This window comes from Sediminimonas qiaohouensis DSM 21189, assembly GCF_000423645.1.
Taxonomy (GTDB): domain Bacteria; phylum Pseudomonadota; class Alphaproteobacteria; order Rhodobacterales; family Rhodobacteraceae; genus Sediminimonas; species Sediminimonas qiaohouensis.
The window spans coordinates 319,414-339,064 of the sequence record NZ_AUIJ01000001.1 but is presented as its reverse complement, the minus strand read 5'-3'; the positions used below and the strand labels follow the sequence as shown (position 1 = coordinate 339,064).

At 63.9% G+C, this 19,651-nt stretch carries 19 protein-coding genes; 6 read left to right on the top strand and 13 right to left on the bottom strand.

From position 1 onward, the window contains the following. The first annotated feature begins 134 nt into the window (after positions 1–134). The 4 genes from G568_RS0101615 (at position 135) to folD (ending at position 4,024) form a co-directional block, all read left to right on the top strand. Positions 135–1,811: a formate--tetrahydrofolate ligase gene (locus G568_RS0101615; RefSeq protein WP_026756408.1), complete on the top strand. Its 1,677-nt coding sequence runs from the start codon at positions 135–137 to the stop codon at positions 1,809–1,811. A 71-nt stretch (positions 1,812–1,882) separates the two neighbouring features. Next, on the top strand, positions 1,883–2,179 hold the full coding sequence (locus G568_RS0101610; RefSeq protein WP_026756407.1) for a chorismate mutase: 297 nt from the start codon (positions 1,883–1,885) through the stop codon (positions 2,177–2,179). Positions 2,180–2,194: 15 nt separating this feature from the next. Next, entirely contained in the window at positions 2,195–3,091 is an 897-nt protein-coding gene (locus G568_RS0101605) for a bifunctional 5,10-methylenetetrahydrofolate dehydrogenase/5,10-methenyltetrahydrofolate cyclohydrolase (RefSeq protein ID WP_026756406.1), read from the top strand. A 15-nt stretch (positions 3,092–3,106) separates the two neighbouring features. Beyond that, a complete protein-coding gene (gene folD / locus G568_RS0101600; protein ID WP_026756405.1) occupies positions 3,107–4,024 on the top strand; it encodes a bifunctional methylenetetrahydrofolate dehydrogenase/methenyltetrahydrofolate cyclohydrolase FolD in 918 nt (305 codons plus the stop codon). 100 nt (positions 4,025–4,124) lie between these two features. On the opposite strand, the gene G568_RS0101595 is transcribed toward folD, so the two are convergent. Continuing rightward, positions 4,125–4,553 (bottom strand): PaaI family thioesterase, encoded by a 429-nt coding sequence (locus tag G568_RS0101595; protein ID WP_026756404.1) that lies wholly within the window; start codon positions 4,551–4,553, stop codon positions 4,125–4,127. 148 nt (positions 4,554–4,701) lie between these two features. Between G568_RS0101595 and G568_RS0101590 the strand changes: the two genes are divergently transcribed. Beyond that, positions 4,702–5,496 (top strand): LytTR family DNA-binding domain-containing protein, encoded by a 795-nt coding sequence (locus G568_RS0101590; RefSeq protein WP_026756403.1) that lies wholly within the window; start codon positions 4,702–4,704, stop codon positions 5,494–5,496. A gap of 11 nt (positions 5,497–5,507) precedes the next feature. On the opposite strand, the gene pdeM is transcribed toward G568_RS0101590, so the two are convergent. Next, positions 5,508–6,176 carry a ligase-associated DNA damage response endonuclease PdeM gene (gene pdeM, locus G568_RS0101585; protein ID WP_026756402.1) on the bottom strand — a complete coding sequence of 223 codons (669 nt, stop codon included), beginning with the start codon at positions 6,174–6,176 and terminating at the stop codon, positions 5,508–5,510. 82 nt (positions 6,177–6,258) lie between these two features. After that, positions 6,259–7,572 (bottom strand): P-loop NTPase family protein, encoded by a 1,314-nt coding sequence (locus G568_RS0101580; protein ID WP_026756401.1) that lies wholly within the window; start codon positions 7,570–7,572, stop codon positions 6,259–6,261. 132 nt (positions 7,573–7,704) lie between these two features. Here G568_RS0101580 and G568_RS0101575 point away from each other — a divergent pair, with 132 nt between their 5' ends. Then, positions 7,705–9,372, top strand: a complete 1,668-nt coding sequence (locus G568_RS0101575) for a hypothetical protein (RefSeq protein ID WP_026756400.1) — start codon at positions 7,705–7,707, stop codon at positions 9,370–9,372. A gap of 9 nt (positions 9,373–9,381) precedes the next feature. Here G568_RS0101575 and G568_RS0101570 read toward each other — a convergent pair whose 3' ends face one another. The 10 genes from G568_RS0101570 to cpaB form a co-directional block, all read right to left on the bottom strand. Then, complete coding sequence (locus G568_RS0101570; RefSeq protein ID WP_026756399.1) at positions 9,382–9,888, bottom strand: prepilin peptidase; 507 nt, start codon at positions 9,886–9,888, stop codon at positions 9,382–9,384. 58 nt (positions 9,889–9,946) lie between these two features. Continuing rightward, a complete protein-coding gene (locus tag G568_RS0101565) occupies positions 9,947–10,804 on the bottom strand; it encodes a tetratricopeptide repeat protein (protein ID WP_026756398.1) in 858 nt (285 codons plus the stop codon). A 30-nt stretch (positions 10,805–10,834) separates the two neighbouring features. Further along, entirely contained in the window at positions 10,835–11,398 is a 564-nt protein-coding gene (locus tag G568_RS0101560; RefSeq protein ID WP_026756397.1) for a tetratricopeptide repeat protein, read from the bottom strand. Positions 11,399–11,401: 3 nt separating this feature from the next. Continuing rightward, the gene (locus G568_RS0101555; protein WP_026756396.1) at positions 11,402–12,376 is read right to left on the bottom strand and encodes a type II secretion system F family protein; all 975 of its coding nucleotides are present in this window, start codon (positions 12,374–12,376) and stop codon (positions 11,402–11,404) included. Between the two features lie 14 nt (positions 12,377–12,390). Beyond that, complete coding sequence (locus G568_RS0101550; protein WP_026756395.1) at positions 12,391–13,359, bottom strand: type II secretion system F family protein; 969 nt, start codon at positions 13,357–13,359, stop codon at positions 12,391–12,393. A gap of 4 nt (positions 13,360–13,363) precedes the next feature. Beyond that, a complete protein-coding gene (locus G568_RS0101545; RefSeq protein ID WP_026756394.1) occupies positions 13,364–14,830 on the bottom strand; it encodes a TadA family conjugal transfer-associated ATPase in 1,467 nt (488 codons plus the stop codon). A 23-nt stretch (positions 14,831–14,853) separates the two neighbouring features. Beyond that, on the bottom strand, positions 14,854–16,119 hold the full coding sequence (locus G568_RS0101540) for a CpaE/TadZ family protein (RefSeq protein WP_026756393.1): 1,266 nt from the start codon (positions 16,117–16,119) through the stop codon (positions 14,854–14,856). 242 nt (positions 16,120–16,361) lie between these two features. Beyond that, positions 16,362–17,027: an OmpA family protein gene (locus G568_RS0101535; RefSeq protein ID WP_026756392.1), complete on the bottom strand. Its 666-nt coding sequence runs from the start codon at positions 17,025–17,027 to the stop codon at positions 16,362–16,364. 16 nt (positions 17,028–17,043) lie between these two features. Then, positions 17,044–18,471 (bottom strand): type II and III secretion system protein family protein, encoded by a 1,428-nt coding sequence (locus G568_RS0101530; protein ID WP_026756391.1) that lies wholly within the window; start codon positions 18,469–18,471, stop codon positions 17,044–17,046. Between the two features lie 210 nt (positions 18,472–18,681). Beyond that, positions 18,682–19,542, bottom strand: a complete 861-nt coding sequence (gene cpaB, locus G568_RS0101525) for a Flp pilus assembly protein CpaB (RefSeq protein WP_026756390.1) — start codon at positions 19,540–19,542, stop codon at positions 18,682–18,684. Between the last annotated feature and the right edge of the window lie 109 nt (positions 19,543–19,651).

Below are 19,651 nucleotides of genomic sequence, written 5' to 3'. Positions count from 1 at the left end.
GATCAGAAACTTCTGGAGGTCTGCGCCGCCGCATGCGGGGCTGGAAATGTCGATTTTGCGACCTAAACGCCGCGCGGCGATCTATATAGGCGGAGGTGGAAACGGTTACCGCCGTCTATACAGGGAAGTCATCAATGAGCCACAAGACCGATATCGAAATCGCCCGCGCCGCCCACAAACAGCCAATCCAGAAGGTTGGCGAGAAGCTGGGAATTCCGTCCGAGCACCTGCTGCCTTACGGCCACGACAAGGGCAAAGTCAGCCAGGATTTCATCGACTCGGTGCAGGGCAACGAGAACGGCAAGCTGATCCTTGTCACCGCGATCAACCCGACGCCAGCGGGCGAGGGCAAGACCACGACGACCGTGGGCCTAGGCGACGGTTTGAACCGGATCGGCAAGAACGCGGCGGTGTGTATCCGAGAGGCATCATTGGGCCCGTGCTTTGGCATGAAGGGCGGCGCCGCGGGCGGCGGATATGCGCAGGTTGTGCCGATGGAGGACATGAACCTGCATTTCACCGGCGATTTTCACGCCATCACCACCGCGCATAACCTACTGAGCGCGATGATCGACAACCATATCTACTGGGGCAACGATCTGGGCATAGACGAGCGGCGCGTCGTCTGGCGCCGGGTGCTGGACATGAACGACAGGGCGCTGCGCGACACCGTCACCAGCCTGGGCGGCGTTGCCAACGGGTTCCCGCGGCAGACCGGGTTTGACATCACGGTCGCGTCCGAGGTGATGGCGATCCTGTGCCTGGCGCGCGACCTGGCGGATTTGCAGGACCGTTTGGGCGATATCATCGTGGCCTACCGCCGCGACAAGACCGCGATCACCTGCCGCGAGCTTAAGGCCGATGGCGCGATGACCGTTCTTCTGAAGGACGCGATGCAGCCCAACCTGGTGCAGACGCTGGAGAACAACCCCGCCTTCGTGCATGGCGGCCCGTTTGCCAATATCGCGCATGGCTGTAACTCGGTCACGGCGACGACGACGGCGCTGAAGCTGGCCGATTACGTTGTGACCGAGGCGGGGTTTGGCGCCGACCTGGGCGCCGAGAAGTTCATGAACATCAAGTGCCGCAAGGCCGGTCTGGCGCCCGATTGCGTGGTGCTGGTGGCGACGGTGCGCGCGATGAAGATGAACGGCGGCGTGGCCAAGGCCGATTTGGGTCCCGAGAACGTGCAGGCGGTCCAGGACGGGTGCGACAACCTTGGCCGGCACATCGGAAACCTCAAGAGCTTTGGCGTGCCGGTGGTGGTGGCGATCAACCATTTCGTCACCGATACCGACGCCGAGGTGCAGGCGATCAAGGACTATGCGGAGACCCAGGGTTCGGAGGCGATCTTGTGCCAGCACTGGGAGAAGGGCTCGGAAGGGACGGTGGAGCTTGCCACGCGGGTGTCGGAGATCGCGGAATCGGGTGTGTCGCAATTCGCGCCCCTCTACCGCGATGAGATGCCCCTGTTTGAGAAGATCGAGCGCATCGCCAAGTCGATCTACCGCGCCGACGAGGTTCTGGCCGATGCCAAGATCCGCAACCAGCTACATGAATGGGAAGCGGCGGGATATGGCGAGCTGCCGGTCTGCATGGCCAAGACGCAATATTCGTTCAGCACCGACCCGACGCTGCGCGGTGCGCCACTGGGCCATTCGGTGCCGGTGCGCGAAGTGCGCCTTTCGGCGGGGGCCGGGTTTATCGTGGTGATCTGCGGCGAGATTATGACCATGCCGGGCCTGCCATCGCGCCCCGCGGCGGAGGCGATCAAGCTGAACGCTGATGGCGATATCGAAGGGCTGTTCTGACGCATTCAAGGAAGGGCGCGCGCGCGGTATGCGGGGGGTCGGAATTCCCCACCCGGAAAGGAGACCCCGCCATGCGCGCGCCCGAGAATTGCACCACGATGGCCGAGCTGCGAGAGGCGATAGACGCGTTGGACGACGACCTGATTGCGCTGCTGGCGCGGCGGGCGGAGTATATCGACCGGGCGGCAGTGCTCAAGCAGGGCGAGGGGCTGCCGGCGCGGATCGGCCCGCGCGTGGACGAAGTGGTTGCGCATGTGCGCGGCGCGGCGAAGGCGCGGGGGCTGGATCCCGATTTGGCCGAAGGTCTGTGGCGCGAATTGATCGAGTGGTCCATCGCCCGCGAGGAGCGGGTTCTGGGCAAGACATGAAGGGACCGGGCAGCCATGCGCGCAGCGGTGATTGACGGCAAGGGCATAGCGGCCAATATCCGCGCAGCGGTGGCCGATGAGGCGGCCGCACTGGCCGAGCAAGGGTGGCAGCCGCGGTTGGTGTCGATCAGCGTGGGCGACACGGCGGCGGCGGAGCTATACGTGCGCAACCAAAGCCGCAGCGCCGAGGCCGCCGGCGTGCAGTTCGAGGCGCGCAGCTACCCCGAGACGATCTCGATGGAGCAGTTGGTTGGCGTGTTGCAGGGGCTCAACGCCGATCCGCGCGTCAACGGCATCATCATCCAGCGGCCGCTACCGGCGCATATCCCGGTGAAGGCGCTGCAAAAGGCGGTGCACCCGCTGAAGGACGTGGAGGGGATGCACCCCGCCTCGATCGGGAACATCGTTTACAACGACCTGGCGCTTGGGCCGTGCACGGCGGTGGCGGCGGTTGAGATCCTCAAGACGCTGCCGCTCAGGCTCGAGGGGTTGGACGTGGCCGTGATCGGGCATTCCGAGATCGTGGGCAAGCCGATCGCCTTTCTGCTGATGGGGCTGGGTGCGACGGTGACGGTGTGCCACCACATGACGCGCAGCGTGGCGATGCACAGCCGCGCCGCCGATGCGGTTTTCGTGGCGGTGGGGCGCGCGGGGCTGGTGACGGGCGACATGATCCGGCCAGGTGCGGCGCTGATCGATATCGGCATTAACCGGGTGGACACCGATGACGGCGGCGTGCGCACGGTGGGCGACGCCGATTTCGCAAGCTGCGCCGAGGTGGCGGGATGGATCACCCCGGTGCCCGGCGGCGTGGGGCCGGTGACGGTGGCGACGTTGATGAAGAACGCGGTACTTGCGACGCGGATGCAGATGGATCACTACCGGGACATGTATGCCCGGACCGACATTTGAAAGGACAAGAAACCGATGACAGCGCAGATCATTGATGGCAAGGCGTTCGCGGCGGAGGTGCGCGAAAAGGTGGCGGGTCACGTTTCTCGGCTAAAGGAAGAGCACGGGATAACGCCGGGCCTGGCGGTGGTTCTGGTGGGCGAGGACCCGGCCAGCCAAGTTTATGTGCGCAACAAGGGCAAGCAGACGATCGAGGTTGGAATGTCCTCTTTCGAACATAAGCTGCCTGCGGAGACGTCGCAGGAGGAGTTGCTGGAGTTGCTGGATCTCTTGAACGCCGATCCGGAAATTCATGGGATTCTCGTGCAGTTACCGCTACCTTCTCATGTGGATGAGGAGTTGGTGATCAATCGGATCGACCCGGACAAGGATGTGGACGGCTTTCACATTTCAAATGTGGGGCGTTTGGCGACCGGGCAGAAATCGATGGTGCCTTGCACGCCGCTTGGATGCCTGATGATGCTGCGCGATCAACGCGGGAGCTTGTCGGGGCTGGATGCGGTTGTGATCGGGCGGTCGAACATCGTGGGCAAGCCGATGGCGCAGTTGCTGCTTGGCGATAGCTGTACCGTGACGATCGCACATTCGCGCACGCGGGATCTGCCGGAGGTGGTGCGCCGCGCCGACGTGGTGGTGGCCGCCGTGGGGCGGCCGGGGTTCGTGCGGGGCGAGTGGATCAAGCCGGGCGCGACAGTGATCGACGTGGGCATCAACCGGATCGAGGCGCCGGAAAAGGGCACCAACGATGATGGCAGCGTCAAGACGCGGCTGGTGGGAGATGTGGATTTCGATGGCGCGGTGCAGGTCGCGGGCGCGATCACGCCGGTGCCGGGCGGCGTCGGGCCGATGACAATCGCCTGCCTTTTGGCCAACACGGTGACGGCGTGCTGCCGGGCCAACGGCCTGAATGAGCCCGAGGGCCTGACGGCCTGAACGGGGGGGGGGCGCTGCCCCCGCCGCGCGGTGCGCGGCCCCCCGGGATATTTGAGGCCAGAAGAAACACCAGAAGAGGCAGGGGCGAACCGGGATAGGGTCAGGCCGCGGGGACCGGGATCATGGTGCCTTGCAGGAGGGCGATTTGGCGGGTGGAGCCGTCAGCGCCCCTAGCGTGGACCTCGGCAGTGGTGACGACGAGGCGGCGGCCGGTTTTGATCACGCGGCCTGTGGCTATCAGTCGTTCGCCGGTGGCGGGGGCCAGCAGATTGATCTTCATCTCGGCGGTCATCACCTCGCTGCCTTGGGGGAGCATGGTGAGCGCGGCGTAGCCGGCGGCGCTGTCGCCGATGGAGAAGGTCAGGCCGGCGTGGCCGGCGCCGTGTTGTTGCAGGACGGTGGGCAGAATCGGGGCCTCGATTACCACGTGGCCGGGATCGATCCGAGTCAGTTCGGCCCCCAGTGTTTTCATCATGCTTTGGGCGGCGAAGCTGCGCCTGATGCGCGTTTGGGTTTCGGCGCTGTTCATCACGGCTCCTTTCGGCGGTATGCGAGAGGCTTATCGCGCGGGGCTGATCCCGGCAACCGCCGTTCTGTTTGCAAGGTGTTAACGTGCTGTGTTAAACCATTGGCAGTAATAGGTTATTGGAAATAATCGCATTAGGGGTTTCCTGGGCGTGTTTATCGATCTGATCATGCGAGCGCTGCGATATTTCCTGTCGCCTTACATCCTTGCGATATGGGCTTTGCTGGTGGTGGGCGCGGTTGTGACCGCGCCTTTCGGGACCTATGCGCCGATGGCATTGGGCGCGCGCGCGGTGTTCTGGGCAGTGCTGGCGGCGGCGGGTATCTTTTTGGGATACATCACGCATGTGCTGTGCGACAGGGCGCTGCGCCATCGCGGTAGCAGGGCGGCGGCCATTGGCGAGGTACTGATTTTCGCATCGCTGTTGAGCCCTTTGGCCTATGCCATGATCGTAAACATGTCGGACCAGATCCAGGCGGGCACCGTCACCATGGCGCGGGTCAGCGTTTTCGTCCTGGTGGCGGTGGCGATGATCCATGCGTTGCGCCGGATTCTGCAAAAGGGGGCGATGATGGACGAGGCCGCAGGCATGCCGGGCGTGGGCGAGGCCCCGCAGGCCCCGGCAGAGCCGAAAGAGCCGCGCCTGTTGCGCCGGCTGCCGGAAGGGGCGCGCGGGGCGATCCTGCACTTGTCGGCGCGGGATCATTTCGTGACGGTCGAGACGACGGGCGGCGCGCATGATCTGCGCATGCGGCTGCGTGATGCGATTGACGAGATGGATAGCGTCGAAGGGCTACGTACGCACCGCTCGCACTGGGTTGCGCGGGAGGCGATCGTGGATGTCCGACGCGAGGAGGGGCGGGTTTTCCTGGTGCTGGAGAACGGCAGGGAAGTGCCGGTGAGCCGCAAGTACCGCGCCGATCTGGAGGAGGCCGGCGTTGTCTGAGCGGGCGGGGCTCAATCAGGGGCGGGCATCGCGATGGCCTGCGGGGTGGTGCCGGTGAGGATCGCCAGCGCCTCGCGCCGCATCAGGATGCGCAGGGCGGGATCGCGGCAATCGAGCCCGCCGGCGGCGGTACCATAGGCGGGCAGGATCACGCGATCGCTATCGACAAGGAAACAGGGGCGCGCGACGGTGCGGCCGCCCAGGCTCAGGTGCGCCTTGGGGTGGTAGTGACCCGACACCTCGCCGCTGGCGGAGGGCTGCGCGATGTGGCGGAAGGCAAGCGGCGGTTGCGGTAGCTCGGCAAGGTGGCTGCCGCCCATGGAGACGGGGCCGGGATCGTTGTTGCCTTCGATCCAGATCCAGCTACGGCCGGCCTGTAGCCGCGCGATCCACAGCTTTTCAACCTCGGGCAGGAGGTGAGCGGCGTCGCTGTCATCAAAGGAAACGCCGAGGCAGACGACCCGGCGGGCGCCGGTTGCCTCGATATCGGCCTCAAGGCGCATCAGGGTGTCGCGGGTTTCAAAGGGCGGCAGTGGGGCATCGCCGTACCGCGCGGTGCGGCCCGATTTGCCTAGGTGCAGGTCCGACACGCACAAGAGCCCGGCATCGGGCCACAGCAGCGCCCCGGAGCCGAGCGCGACCAGGGGCACGCCGGCCAGAGAGAAGGAATAACCGCTCATCTTGTTGTTGTGGCGGGCCGGGGCGGCGTTTGCAAGCTGCGCATAGGCGGCGGGGTGTGCGCTTTGGGCGCGCGGCCGTTTCTTAGCGTATGACTTCGCCCTCGCGCACGAACATGTTTTCCCAGGCGCGGTCGATCAGTTCGGGCGTCATCTGGCGCGGGATGCCTTCGAAATCGCAGATGGCGATCATCTGGTCGATCAGGAAGATCGGCTGGTAATTGGCATAGACGTTGTCGATCTGGGGATACTTTTCGTTGAGCAGGTGCACGAGGGCATCCTCGTTCAGGCTCAGGCGTTTTTTGCGGGCGACCTGCGCAAAGATCTTGAGGAAATCCTGCTGATCGGGGCCGTCGATGCGGATCTTGTAGAAAATTCGGCGCAGGGCGGCCTGATCGAAGATTTCGTTCGGGTGGAAGTTGGTCGAGAAGATCACCAGCGTGTCGAACGGCACTTCGAATTTTTCACCCGATTGCAGGGCGAGGATGTCTTTGTTTTCCTCAAGTGGCACGATCCAGCGGTTGACGAGGGTCTGGGGTGGCTCGGCCTGGCGGCCCAGGTCGTCAACGATGAAGATGCCGCCGGTCGATTTGAACTGCAGCGGCGCCTGGTAGGTGCGCGCGGTGGGGTTATAGACCAGATCGAGCATATCGAGGGTCAACTCGCCGCCGGTGATCACCGCGGGACGCTCGCAGCGTACGTAACGGGTATCGAAGCTGCGCTTGCGGCGCAGGCTACCGGGATCGTCGCGTTCGGTTTCGGCGGAATTGTGGACGATAGGGTCGTAGACGGTGATGACTTGCCCGGCGTATTCGATGGCGCGGGGCACGTAGATGCGATCGCCAAGCGCGTCGCGGATCCCGTTGGAGATCGACGATTTGCCGTTACCCGGCGGGCCGTACATGAGAACCGAGCGGCCCGAGCTGACGGCGGGGCCGAGGTTGGACAGCAGCGAGGGCGGCAGGACAAGGTGACCCATGGCGTGGGTCAAATCCTCGCGCGTGATCTGAATGTTGCGGATCGACTGCCGCTGGATCTGGTCGCGGTAGGCATCGAGGGGCACCGGCATCGCGCCGTAATATTCGGATTGCGCCAGCGCCTCGAGCGCGCGGGACTTGCCTGCATCGCTGAGTTGAAAGCCCATCTCGCCGCCGGAATTGGCGTTAAGGGTGCCGGTTGCCTCGATCAGGCGGTTCTGGCGCGAGATATCCAGCAATTCCTGCGTGATATGTTGCGGCAGGCAGAGCGCCTCGGCGAGGTCGCTCAGCAATGTCACGCTTTTGCGGAACATGGTCTTGAGCAGGATGTCACGCATCATCACCATCGGCAGGCGCATTTCTTCTAGGTCGCGCGGCGGCGCGGGGGGCTGGACGGTAGAGGAAGGTGACTGCATGTTCATGTGAGCGCCCTGCGTGGTGTCTTGGTCGGATGATCCGGACAGGCCGGACCAGGCGAGACGGGCCAAAAACCCGTGCTTTGGGCACTTTCGCCTGATAAAGTGGCGAAAAAATGGACAAGGGGCAGCAACAACATGAGCAGGGCGGAAAAAACCGGGCTATTCCTTTTGCTGCTGGCGGTGTGGTGCGTTCTGGCAGTGATGATCGCGCTGAAGGGCGGCTTTTACCTTGCCAAGCACGAGGGCGACACCCTGCACCTGGTCCAGATCGTGCTGCGCATGGCGGGGGGTGACACGCCGCATTTGGATTTCGTCACGCCAATCGGTATCTGGGCGTTTTCGCCGATGGCGTTGCTGGTGCGCGCCGGGATGGGCGTCGGCAACGCGATCCTGTGGGGGCAGATGCTGGTGGCAGCGCTGATGCTGCCGGCGTTGTGGTGGGTCGGGGTCAGCCGCATGCGGATTGGGCCGGCGGTGGCGTTTGGCGTGGGCGGTTTGCTGTTGATCGCGGCGTTGGTGCATGGTGAGGCGGGGCGCAACGTGTCGATCTCGGTGCATTACAACAGGTGGGCGTGGGCGGTGGCGTTCGTGCCGCTGGCGCTGGTGCTGCTGCCCATTCGCGGCGAGGGGCCGATGCCGGTGCAAGGCGTGCGCCGCGCGCCTGTGGGCGAGGGGGTGTTGATCGGGCTGTGCATGGCGGCGCTGGCCCTGATCAAGGCGACGTATTTCGTGGCCTTTGCGCCGGCGGTGCTGCTGGGGCTGGTCCTGCGGGGGCAATGGCGCGCGTTGTGGATGGCGTTTGTCTCCGGGGTGGCCGTGGTTGCGGTGATGACCGTGACGCAAGGGGCCGATTTCTGGACGGCGTATACCGGGGATCTGCGGATGGTGGCGCAATCGGACGTGCGCCCGCAGCCGGGGCTGGCCCTGTCGCAGGTCGTTTTGTCGCCGGCTTATACGTTGGTGACGCTGGTGGCGCTGGCGTGCGTAGTGCTATTGCGCCGGGTTGAGGGCGATCCGGCGGCGTTCATCCTGTTTTTGCTGGCGCCGGGGTTCATCTATGTGACCTGGCAGAACTATGGCAACGATCCATTGTGGCTGTTCCTGGTGGGGCTGGTGATGCTGAGCCATCGAACCGACCCGGCGCAGGGGGGGCGCGGCGATCGTCGCCTGGACGGGGGCCTGTTGACGACGGGGGCGGTTGCGCTGGTGCTGATCGCGGCGCCGGCGCTTAATATCGGGTATAGTCCGGTGCGGCATCTGACGCAATCGACCGAGCGGTTCAGCCACCTGTTTGGCGCCGATGCGCGGCATGACGATATCTACGTGGTGCGCCTGCGGGCGGCGCGGGTGGATGGGGTGATCCCGATGGACCTGCCAGGAGGGGGCCTTGAGTGGTTCCGGCAGATCGCCGAGCGGCCCGAGCCGACGGTGTTGCAGGGGCGCACCTTGCGGCAGTGCCAATTGAAGAGCGGCGTTGTGGCGCTTCTTAGTGCGATTGCCGCCGATCTGGAGGCCGAGGGCTATGGCGGGCGACGGATCCTCTCGGCGGATATCTATGGCGGTTTGTGGCTGTTCGGGAGTATTGAGCCGGTTCCGGGGGCGGCGCCGTGGTATTATGGCGGGTTGTCCGGGATCGAGGCGGCGGAGTATCTGGTGGTCCCCGATTGCCCGATCGCGCCAGATGTGCGCCGCGCCTATGTCGAGCAGATCAAGGCGCGCCAGATCGGCCTGGCCGAATTGGAGCGGACGCCGCTTTATACGTTGTACAGGATTGGCGGGCGCGGGGGCGCCGCGGACGAGTGAGCGCCGGTCTTACCCGCCGCTGCCGTAGACCGCGCCAAGCGTGAGATAGATCGCCAGTGTCGGGCCCAGCGACAGGCCCATCGGGAATTCCTTGGTGCGGGTCCAGCTTTGCCAATCGGGGGCAAGGCGGCGCAGGGGCGTGCGCACGGCCAGCCGGTGTGTCGCGAAGGCGGCCAGCAGGTTGGCCGCGAACAGCGCGATCACGAAGCGTATATCGCCAAGCGCGATGAAGGGGGCGGCCGCGGCGGCGAATTTCGCGTCGCCCGCACCCAGCAGCCCCGCCGCGTTCAGCACCATCCCGACCAGCAGCACCACCACCAGGTGCAGCAATTGCCAGCCATAGACCGGCAGCGGCAGAACCAGCGGCCCGATCAGCAAAAACAGCACCACCAGCGCCAGCACCGCGCGGTTGGAAATGCGCATGTCGCGCAGATCGCTCCAGGCGACCCATAAGCCAAGGGGCAGGGCGACGGGCAGGAACCATGCAGCGGCAATAGCCGGGATCTCGAGTGTCATGCGGCCCTCTTGCGTCGCTGTCCTGATGTGGTTGCCATCGCCCGCGCGGACCCGGGCCTCAGTTGACCACGTTGTTTTCCAGTGCGCGCAGGCTGCGCACGGCGGTTTCAAAATGCTGCGGGTGGGTTTCGATTGCCTCGTTCAGAAGGCCCTTGCCGATCTCCAGGTTCCCCTGCTTGAGGGCGCTGAGGGCCAGCGTGTGCAGCAACTGCGCGCGCTCGACCTGGTCCATGGGGACCACCGGAAGAGTGTAGTTCTGCTGCGCGCCGCGGGCCAGGACAAGGTTGTTCTTGGCGGTGAACAGGTCACGATCATGCTCGATAGCGTCGATGAACAAGCGCTCGGCCTCGGCGTAATCGCCGCGGGTCAGCTTGGAGTAGCCCCAGTTATTCATCACGCCCGCGGGGCGGGTCGTGAGGCCAACGGCCGTCTGGTAGAAGCTGTCGGCCTTTTCCCAGTTCTTCTCGGTGTCGGCGATCATCGCTTCGAGGCGGTAGCGCTTGTATGTCTCGAAGGTGGGCGGTACGGCATCGAGAGTTTCGGCGGCCTTTTCCCACTGATCGGTGCGGATCAGGGCATCGGCGTAATCGACGCGATCCTGCTCCGTGACCTCGGGGTGGGCGACGACCTTTTGCCAGACGCCGACGGCTTCGGTCTCGCGCCCCGCGCGCACGAGAGATCGGGCCAGCCCGCGTCGAAGATCGATGCGATCAGGTTGTTCCGTGCTGGTGCGTTTGAAGTACGAGACCGCCTCGTTCGGGTCGGCGACCGTCAGCATGATGTCGCCAAGGTTGTTTTCGTCAACGACATTGACGTCCTGAAAGGCGCGATCGACCGCGTCGCCATCGGGTTTATCACAGGCGGACAGCGCGGCTAGACCGATCAGGCCCATGGCCAGATGAATTGAGTGGCGCATTTTGTGCGTCCTTTTACTGCTCTTGCCTTGTCATGGTATCGAGCGGATGAGGTATTCCCCGCTGCCGCGCCGTACCAATTTGTAATCTTGTTCTTGGGTGTCATCGTAACGCCGATTTTGCAATTTTGCGAGTGCCAAGCGTAAATTGTCGCGAATTGCGTCACTTTCGCCATCATCAAGCGCGTAGGCGCGTTTGAATACCTCGACCGCTTCGGGGGTTTTGCCCTGTTCCATGAGGGAGATGCCAAGGTTGTTCCACGTCTCGGGGACGGCGCTATCGGTGCGCACGGCGCGGCGCAGAAGGGTTTCGGCCTGTCCCAAGCGGCCCAGTGCGAGGTTCGCACTCCCCAGTCCAGACAGGACATCGACGCTCATGCCGTGCTGCAGGGCGGCGCGGGTATAGGCGTCGAGCGCCAACTCGGGCTGGCCGGCCTGCATCAGGCGGTGACCCACGGTCAGGCCATCCACCGCCTCGGCGCCGGGCTTGGCGCCGGGGGCATAGGGGCCATCTGATGGCGCCGAAAGCCCGCCCGCGGTGCAGGCGGGCAGGGCCGAGATCAGGATAAGAACGGTCGCCGCGCGAAGTGCCGTCATGCGTTAGAAATTCATTTCGCCCATCTTGGTGATGCCCACAACCGAAGGTCCGATCAGGATGATCAGCAACGGGGGCACCGTCAGTGCCATTGTGGCCAATGTCATCTGCGTGGGCAACTTGTTTGCCTTTTCTTCGGCGCGCATGACGCGTTTATCGCGCATTTCGCCGGCATAAACGCGCAGTGCCTCGGCAATCGAGGTGCCGAACGTGGCCGACTGGATCAGGACGGTGACGAAGCTGGAGATATCATTGACGCCGCAGCGCTCGGCCATGTCGTAGAGAACGCTTGTTTTGTCCTTGCCTGCCTTGATCTCGTAGCTGACGATTTCGAACTCATCGGCTAGCGCCGGGAAAGACGCGCGGATTTCCTGTGCGACGCGGATGATCGATTGATCCAGCGATTGCCCGGCTTCGACGCAGACCAGCATCATGTCGAGCGCATCGGGAAAGCCCGAGATGATCTGTTCCTGCCGTTCCTGGCGGCGTTTGGTCACCCAGTAGCGCGGCAGGAAATAGCCCGCGCCGCCCGGTCCCAGGATGTAGAGAAGCATCGTCTGGGTGGTGACGTCGGGACCGCCGGCCAGGGCCAGCAAGTAGTATGCCGTACCAAGTGCCAGCCCCACGAGTCCGAGTGCAAACTGCGCGAAGTGGAAAAAGCGGACCGCGTCCTTGTTGCGATAACCCGCCTGCATCAGCTTCAGGCGAACATCGGAATATTCCTCTTCGGTTTGCGGCTCGAGGAAGCCCGAGTATTTCTCGAGCTTTTCGTTGCCGCGCGAGGGGCGCAGGGTTTGCGCGGCCTCGCTGCGGTTCTTGTCTTCGCGGGCGCTTTTCTTGAGCTTGTCCAGGGGATCCTTGCGCTGCGTGAGCACGAAGGGAAGGGTGCCAAGGATCAGCAGGATCCCAAGCGCGCCGGCAAGGATCACAGGACCGAAGCCAGTGGTCGCGAAATCAAGGAACGAGTTGAGCGCGTTCATTTTTAGGGCCTCCTTCAGACCTTGATGTTGACCAGCATGCGCATCACGAACAGGTTGGCCGTCAGAAAGCCGCCCACCGCAAGACCGGCGGGGATGAACCAGGGGTGATCTATGACCTCGTCATAATAGGTCGGGTCCAACAGGTTGATCGCGATCAAAGCCACGATCGGGAAGGCCGACAGGAATTTGCCCGACCACTGCGCCTCGGCGGTGATGGCCTTGACCCGGCGGAACAGGCGAAAGCGCGCGCGGATCACCTTGGACAGGCCGGCGAGGATCTCGGCCAGGTTGCCGCCCGATTGCTGTTGGATCGTCACGGCGACGGCGAGAAAGCGCAAATCCTGCATGTCGATCCGTTCGGCCATGTCCTTGAGTGCCTCGCCCACGTCACGGCCATAGGCGGATTCGTCGGCGATGACGCCAAATTCGGTGGCCAGCGGATCGGCGACCTCCTTGGCGACGATCTGGATTGCCGAGGAAAACGGATGTCCCACGCGCAGGGAGCGGACCATCAGCTCGATCGCGTCGGGAAGCTGTTCCTCGATCATGGAAATGCGCTTGTTGGCCTTGGAGTTGACCCAGAAATACACCCCGCCCACGCCGATGGCGACCGAGACGCCGCCCCGGATCAGCAGCGCGGTTTCGGTGGTGGCGGTCAGGCCGACAAATGCGACACCGCTCAGCGCGGCCATGATCATGATCAATTGCTGGGGCGTGAAGGCGATTGCGGCCTTTTGCGCGCGGTCGGCTAGGATGGCATAGAGGGGAATGCCACGCGCGTTCATGTGCTGGCGCATTTCCTTGCGCAGCTTTTCCATCACCTCTTCGCGGCGGTCACCCTTTTCCAGCATCTCAAGGCGCCGGTTGACCCGTTTGTTGAGGCTGATCGAGCGGCCGAACATGGTCAGGTAGAGGCCCTCGATCAGGACGACGACACCGACGAAGATCAGGCCGTAAATCAGGGGGTCGATGCTTATGGCCATTGGCTCACTCCGGCGTCACGGGTTCATAGATCTCTGCCGGGAGGTCATAGCCCCACAGGCGGAATCGTTCAGAGAAGTTGCTGCGCACACCGGTGCCGGTAAAATGGCCGATGATCTTGTTCTCGGGTGTCAGGCCGACGCGCTGGTAGCGAAAGATTTCCTGCATCGAGATGACTTCGCCTTCCATGCCGGTCACCTCGGTGATCGAGGTCATCCGGCGCGAGCCGTCCTGCAGGCGGCTGGCCTGCACGATCAGGTGCACGGCCGAGGAGATCTGCGCGCGGACCGCCTTGGTGGGCATCTCGATGCCCGACATGGCGATCATGTTTTCCATGCGGCTGACGCCGTCGCGGGCGCTGTTTGCGTGGATCGTCGTCATCGAACCGTCGTGGCCGGTGTTCATGGCCTGCAACATGTCGATCACCTCATCGCCGCGGGTCTCGCCCACGATGATGCGGTCGGGGCGCATCCGTAGCGCGTTGCGTAGGCAGTCGCGCTGTGTGACGGCGCCCTTGCCCTCGACGTTGGGGGGGCGGCTTTCCATGCGGCCGACGTGGATCTGCTGCAGCTGCAACTCGGCGGTGTCCTCGATGGTGAGAATGCGTTCGGAATTGTCGATGAAGCTGGACAGCGCGTTGAGCGTGGTCGTCTTGCCCGAGCCGGTGCCGCCCGACACCACCACGTTGAGACGGCAGGCCACAGCGGCTTGCAGGTAGGCGGCCATTTCCTCGGAAAAGGCGCCAAACTTGATCAGATCGTCGATCCCAAGCTTTTCCTTGGTGAATTTACGGATCGACACGAGGCTGCCATCCACCGCGATCGGTGGCACCATCGCGTTGAAACGCGAGCCGTCCGAGAGGCGCGCATCGACGTAGGGGTTGGATTCGTCCACGCGCCGGCCAACGGCCGAGACGATCTTGTCGATGATCCGCAGCAGGTGCTTTTCATCCTTGAAGGTGATGTCGGTCAGTTCCAGCCGGCCGCCCCGCTCAACGAAGATCCGCTGCGGGCCGTTGACGAGGATATCGTTGACGCTTTCGTCCTTGAGCAGCGTTTCAAGCGGGCCGAGGCCGCGTACCTCGTCATATAGTTCCTGGTTGATCTGGGTACGGTCCTCGCGGTTGAGGACGATGCCCTTTTCCTGCAGTACCTCGGTCGCGATATCGCTGATCTCGGCCTTCAGGTCGGATTCAGCGGCGGTTTCCAGCGCCGACAGGTTTAGGTTGTCCAGCAGGGCATGGTGCAGTTCCAGCTTGATCTCGCCCATCCGCTCCTTGCGCTTGCGCTCCTTGTTGGCGGAGGTGCTTTGCGCGGGCGCCTTTTTCATCGCGCGCCGCATCGAGGCGGCTGGCGGGGCGGCGCCGGGGGCGTTGGCCGGGGCGGCTTTGTCCGCGGCCGGCTGCGGCGCGGCGGTGGTGGCCGGCTTGGTCTTGACGGGTCTTGCGTCGGTTTTGCGGTAGCGCGAAAACATCTATTGGGGCTCCTTCACGGCGCTCAAGCGGCCTTGGCGTCGCTTTGGCCAAGTTCGTGTAGCGAGGCCGCGAGCTTGGCGATTTCCTTGCGCAGCGGGTTCTTGGGCGCATCAAGCGCGAGGGGGCGGCCATGATCGCCGCACTGCGTCACCGCCTTGCCGCCGTCAGGCAGGTGGATCTCGATCGAGATCTCAAGGCTGTCGGCCAGGCGCTTGACCCGTGACTTGCCCGAGATATCGGTGAACTTGGGGGCGCGGTTAAGCACGAAGCGCAGCTTTTCAAACGGCAGATCCTCGGATTTCAGGGCGCGCTTGAGCCGCAGCGTGTTTTGCGCCGAGCGCATGTCCAGCTCCAGCGTGGAGAAGAACAGTTGCGCCTCTTGCAGGACCGCCTCTGTCCATTGGACGACGGTGCTGGGCATATCGACGATGACGTAGTCATAGTTGCGGCGGGCGACCTCGATGATGCGGGCGACATCCTCGGGGGTGACGAAATCCAGTGGCAAAAGGTCCGAGGGCGCGGTCAGCACCTGCAACTTGTCCTCGAACGTCATAAGAGCCTGCGAAAAGCTTTCGTCGTCCATGGCTTCGGTATCGGACAAAAGGGCGAACACCGCCTCGCGGCGGGGCAGGTCGAGGTAGGTGGACACCGAGCCGTATTGCAGATCCAGGTCAAGCAGGCAGACCCGTGGCGCGGTCTTTTTCTTGCTGTCCATGGCGGCCAGCTCCCACGCCAGGTTGACGGCCAGCGTCGTGGCGCCGGTGCCGCCAGCGAGGGCCTGCACGGCCATCAGGACCCCCTGGCGGTCGTGGGCCGACGGGGTTGCGGCGGGGGCCGGGGCGGGTTGTTCCGGCTCGGGCGCGGGTTCTTGCGTTTGGGCCGGGGTGCGCAGGCGCTCGACCGCGGCCCGCAGTTCGGCGTCGGGCAGGGGGTAGGGGACAAACTCATCGGCGCCTTCGCGCAGCAGGCGGTGCAGGATTGCGGGGCTGATGTCGTCGGCAATCAGGATGACGCGGATCTTGCGGGTATGTGCCTGTTTGATCAGCTCGCTCAGGACCGCGATGCTGCTTTCGTCCTCGGCGTCGATGGCAAGCGCGACAAACTCCAGGTCGGCGGCCTCGGGCTGATTGAAAAAGGCGATGGCATCTGCAAACCCCAGATCGCCCCAGCTTTCGCCGAGGAGACTCTCCATGTCTTCGATCAGAAGATCGAAGTTCTGGACATCGCGACTGATCGTGCAGGCACGGATCGGTGTTGTGTCCGGGTCGTAAGCATCAGTACTCGTCATTGGCCTCACGTCCTTTGTGTACGGATGGCGCAGACGCCTTGTGTTCAGCGGTTAACGGCTGGAGCTAGCCACTCTGCACTATCCGGCGTCCGAATCGAACGGGCGCGGTGTTCTTCGTAGGCTCACAATTGCCGAAAATCTTGGCGAGATTGGGGCTAAAAGATCGTATTAATGCGGTGATCGTGGATTAAATCCGTATTTCGGGCGGATTGTTCACAGATGGGAACGGGCGCGGGTGCCCGTCACTCTCCGCCGCCGCCCTCGGTTGCGCCGGTTACCGCGGCGCTGGTCAGGCCGGTCGGCGCGACGGCGCTGGCGACGTAATCGCGATAGACGATCTGCGCATATTTGCCGTCAAGGACCAGTGGATGATCCTTCAGGAAGCCCGACACCTCGGTCACGGTGCGCCGGTTGCGGCGCTCACGCCCCTCGGTGACGATCAGGGGCTGCGTTTCGCCGTAGGAAACCAGCGCCTCAAGGCGCCCACGGCTGATGCCGCGGGTCGCGAGGTAGTTGACCACCGCCTGTGCCCGGCGCAGGCCAAGGCGTTTGTTGTAGTATTGGGATCCGACCTTGTCGGTGTGGCCATAGACGCGGAACCGGACCTCGGGGAATTGGCGGATCCAATGCGCCTGCCGGTCAAGGGCGGCGCGGGCCGTGCTGTCGAGACGGGCCGAATCGAAGGCGAAGGTGACGGTCGAGTCGACCTCTTTGGCGAAGCGACGCGACAAGTCCACGACGTAGGATTTCTCGCCCGACATGATCTGCGTGTTGTTCATCGTGGCGTTGCCGAAATAGCCTTCGTCTATGGACGCGCCGGCCTCTTGGAAGAACCCAATGGTGTTGGGGTTGTCCGGAGAGCAGGCGGCAAGGCCTATCACAATGAGCGGAGTGGCGATCTTTTTCATGGGCACCTGCATCGGGTCAGTCCATCACGTAGCCATAAGAGCCGTTGAAATCTTGCTTGGCGACTTCGCCGGCGGCGCCCTTGAGCTTTTGCGCGCCTTCGCGGGTCATCTTGCCGAACAGGAACAAATCGTTCTCGGTCGGGGGATTGACGCGGTCGGTCGGCAGGACGAGGGCCTCGCCCCGGGTGGGGGTGACAAGGTGGGCGGTGATGATGATCACCAGTTCTGATTGCTGGCGCTGATAATCGGCGCTGCGAAAGAGAGCGCCCAGAACGGGCAGATCGCCCAGCCACGGCACCTGGCTGCTGGTGTCGCGAAATTCATCCTGTAGCAGCCCGGCGATGGCAAAGCTCTGGCCGTCGCGCAGTTCGACCGTGGTCGAGGTTTCGCGACGGGTGAAGGCATCGATGCTGAAGCCGGTGCTGATCTCGGTGGCGTTGGTCGGGTCCAGGGCGGACACGGCGGCCTTCAGCTCGAGGTTGATCAGCTTCTTGTCGACGACGCGGGGAATGAAGTTTAACTCGACGCCGAAGGGTTTGTATTCGACCGTGATCGAGCCGTTGTCCTGGCTGACGGGGACGGGGTATTCGCCCCCGGCGAGGAACTTGGCCTCCTGTCCCGACAGTGCGGTCAGGTTCGGCTCTGCCAGGGTGCGGGCGACGCCCTTGTTTTCCAGCGCTTGCAGCAAAATGCCCACCTCGACCGCGCCGGCGGTAAAGCCAAGCAGCATCGAGCCGTCATTGCCGGTGCTTCTGGGGATGTTGCCGCCAACGATGCCCAGCCCCGATGCGTTGCCGGTGCCGACGGCACTATCGAGGGAGTTCCCGCCGCCGGCGGGCCGGTTCAGCGAGAGCGAGCTGCTCAGGGCCTTGGACACGGTGCGCTCCATCTCGGCGAAGCGGACCTTGAGCATGACCTGCTGCACTCCGCCGACGCTCATCAGGTTCGACACCCGCTGGGGCGCGTAGCGTTCGGCCAAGTCAAGCGCGCGCTGCATGCGCTGTGTGCTGGACGCGGTGCCCGACAGAACGATGCCGTCATTGGCGGTGCGCACCTCGATTTCTTCGCCCGGCAGGATCTGTTGCAGGCGTTCCTTGAATTCCGTGATGTCGGCCGACACGCGCACATCGACGTTGGCGATCAGTTGCCCAGCCGCGTCCAGCAGCGTGAGCGTCGTCGTGCCCGGCGTCTTGCCAAGCACATAGATCGTGCGATCCGAGAGCGAGGAAATATCGGCGATTTCGGGGTTGGCGATGGACAACTCGGCAAATGGCACGTCGCTTTCGACCACGACGGCGCGGTTCATCGGAACGCCAAGCTTGGACGTCACGCCCTCGCGGACGACGCGCACGGTTTCAGCGTGAACGCTGATTGGCGTCGCCAACTGCCCAAAGCAGGCGGCCAGCGCCAGCAGGCCCACCTTCAGGAAATTGTCGGTTTTCATGTGACCTGCCTTTCCGATCACGCCTCAATAACGGGTCTTGGTGCCCATATTTCGGAGGAGCTTGCTTCATTTTTTGATTTTTTGCAAGAATCAATACCTTCGGGTGCGCGGTTGATGTGGAAAACTCGCAACAGGCGGGGCAGGGGCGGCAATGCAGTCGCGCGCGACCAGCAGGGGCCGCGCGCGGGAACGGGTGGGACAGATGGTAGATCAGTTGGTGCAGGGGATCGGGATCTCGACCACTTCGGAGCCGCGCCGCGTGCGGATGGTGCAGACCTCTTCCTTTTGCTGCGGCTCGGGGGCTGCCTTCGCTTCAATCCCGAGCAGGGAGCGCTGATCGACCTCGATCGCCGAGGAGACCGTGGTATCGCCAGCGCCAACCAGCGACAGCGACAGCCGGCCGGTCGATTGCGCCTGTGCCAGCGCGGCAACCTGCTGTGGTCGCACGGCGACGGTCACGGTGCGGGCGACGGTGGCGCCGGGACGCTCGTCGCTGGCGCTTTGGTCAACGGCGACCAGCGGCACGCCGGTTTCGATCAGCTTGGTAATCTCGCCGCGCGAGCTGCCCTCAAGGGCGGCGCGCCCGGTATTGCCGGTCCAGTAGACATCGACGCGGTCGCCCGGACGCAGGAAGCCGGAGACACCGCTGGTGGCATCGACCTTGATCGCGAAGGCGCGCATGCCGCGCTTGATCCGCGAGGTAATGCCCGCGTCCTGGCCGGGTTCGGTGACCTTGACCGCGAGGATCGCCTCGTTCTTGTCCATGGTGCGCAGAATGGTGCGCTGCTCATCGCCCTCGGGGAACAGGACGGCGGCATCGGTGAAAGTGCCTTCGGGCAGGGCGCTCTTGGGCCACTTGACGGCGCGCACGTCCTCTTCGCTGAGGCGTTCGCCGTATTTCAGGGTGCGGTCGGCCACGAACACATCGACGGTGTCGACGATGCGCGACTGCGCCGCGCGGGCCTGGGCCAGTCGGGCCTCGTAGTCGTCCATACGGCTTTTTACCATATACGCGGCAAAACCGGCGAGGCCGATGCCGACAATCAATACAAGTCCAAAGACAGCTCGCATGGTGTGTCCTTTCTATTGCCATTCCCCGGTTGCCGCCGGCATCCTGAGGAACCGGCACGCTATCGAGGGATTGTGGCGAATTCAGGGAACAAAGATGAAAATCGGGAGG

Excerpts from the sequence above, each read along its gene's own strand:
- G568_RS0101615 (WP_026756408.1), top strand. The coding sequence starts at position 135 with ATGAGCCACAAGACCGATATCGAAATCGCCCGCGCCGCCCACAAACAG.
- G568_RS0101610 (WP_026756407.1), top strand. The coding sequence starts at position 1,883 with ATGCGCGCGCCCGAGAATTGCACCACGATGGCCGAGCTGCGAGAGGCG.
- G568_RS0101605 (WP_026756406.1), top strand. The coding sequence starts at position 2,195 with ATGCGCGCAGCGGTGATTGACGGCAAGGGCATAGCGGCCAATATCCGC.
- folD (WP_026756405.1), top strand. The coding sequence starts at position 3,107 with ATGACAGCGCAGATCATTGATGGCAAGGCGTTCGCGGCGGAGGTGCGC.
- G568_RS0101595 (WP_026756404.1), bottom strand. The coding sequence starts at position 4,553 with ATGAACAGCGCCGAAACCCAAACGCGCATCAGGCGCAGCTTCGCCGCC.
- pdeM (WP_026756402.1), bottom strand. The coding sequence starts at position 6,176 with ATGAGCGGTTATTCCTTCTCTCTGGCCGGCGTGCCCCTGGTCGCGCTC.
- G568_RS0101580 (WP_026756401.1), bottom strand. The coding sequence starts at position 7,572 with ATGAACATGCAGTCACCTTCCTCTACCGTCCAGCCCCCCGCGCCGCCG.
- G568_RS0101575 (WP_026756400.1), top strand. The coding sequence starts at position 7,705 with ATGAGCAGGGCGGAAAAAACCGGGCTATTCCTTTTGCTGCTGGCGGTG.
- G568_RS0101570 (WP_026756399.1), bottom strand. The coding sequence starts at position 9,888 with ATGACACTCGAGATCCCGGCTATTGCCGCTGCATGGTTCCTGCCCGTC.
- G568_RS0101565 (WP_026756398.1), bottom strand. The coding sequence starts at position 10,804 with ATGCGCCACTCAATTCATCTGGCCATGGGCCTGATCGGTCTAGCCGCG.
- G568_RS0101560 (WP_026756397.1), bottom strand. The coding sequence starts at position 11,398 with ATGACGGCACTTCGCGCGGCGACCGTTCTTATCCTGATCTCGGCCCTG.
- G568_RS0101555 (WP_026756396.1), bottom strand. The coding sequence starts at position 12,376 with ATGAACGCGCTCAACTCGTTCCTTGATTTCGCGACCACTGGCTTCGGT.
- G568_RS0101550 (WP_026756395.1), bottom strand. The coding sequence starts at position 13,359 with ATGGCCATAAGCATCGACCCCCTGATTTACGGCCTGATCTTCGTCGGT.
- G568_RS0101545 (WP_026756394.1), bottom strand. The coding sequence starts at position 14,830 with ATGTTTTCGCGCTACCGCAAAACCGACGCAAGACCCGTCAAGACCAAG.
- G568_RS0101540 (WP_026756393.1), bottom strand. The coding sequence starts at position 16,119 with ATGACGAGTACTGATGCTTACGACCCGGACACAACACCGATCCGTGCC.
- G568_RS0101535 (WP_026756392.1), bottom strand. The coding sequence starts at position 17,027 with ATGAAAAAGATCGCCACTCCGCTCATTGTGATAGGCCTTGCCGCCTGC.
- G568_RS0101530 (WP_026756391.1), bottom strand. The coding sequence starts at position 18,471 with ATGAAAACCGACAATTTCCTGAAGGTGGGCCTGCTGGCGCTGGCCGCC.
- cpaB (WP_026756390.1), bottom strand. The coding sequence starts at position 19,542 with ATGCGAGCTGTCTTTGGACTTGTATTGATTGTCGGCATCGGCCTCGCC.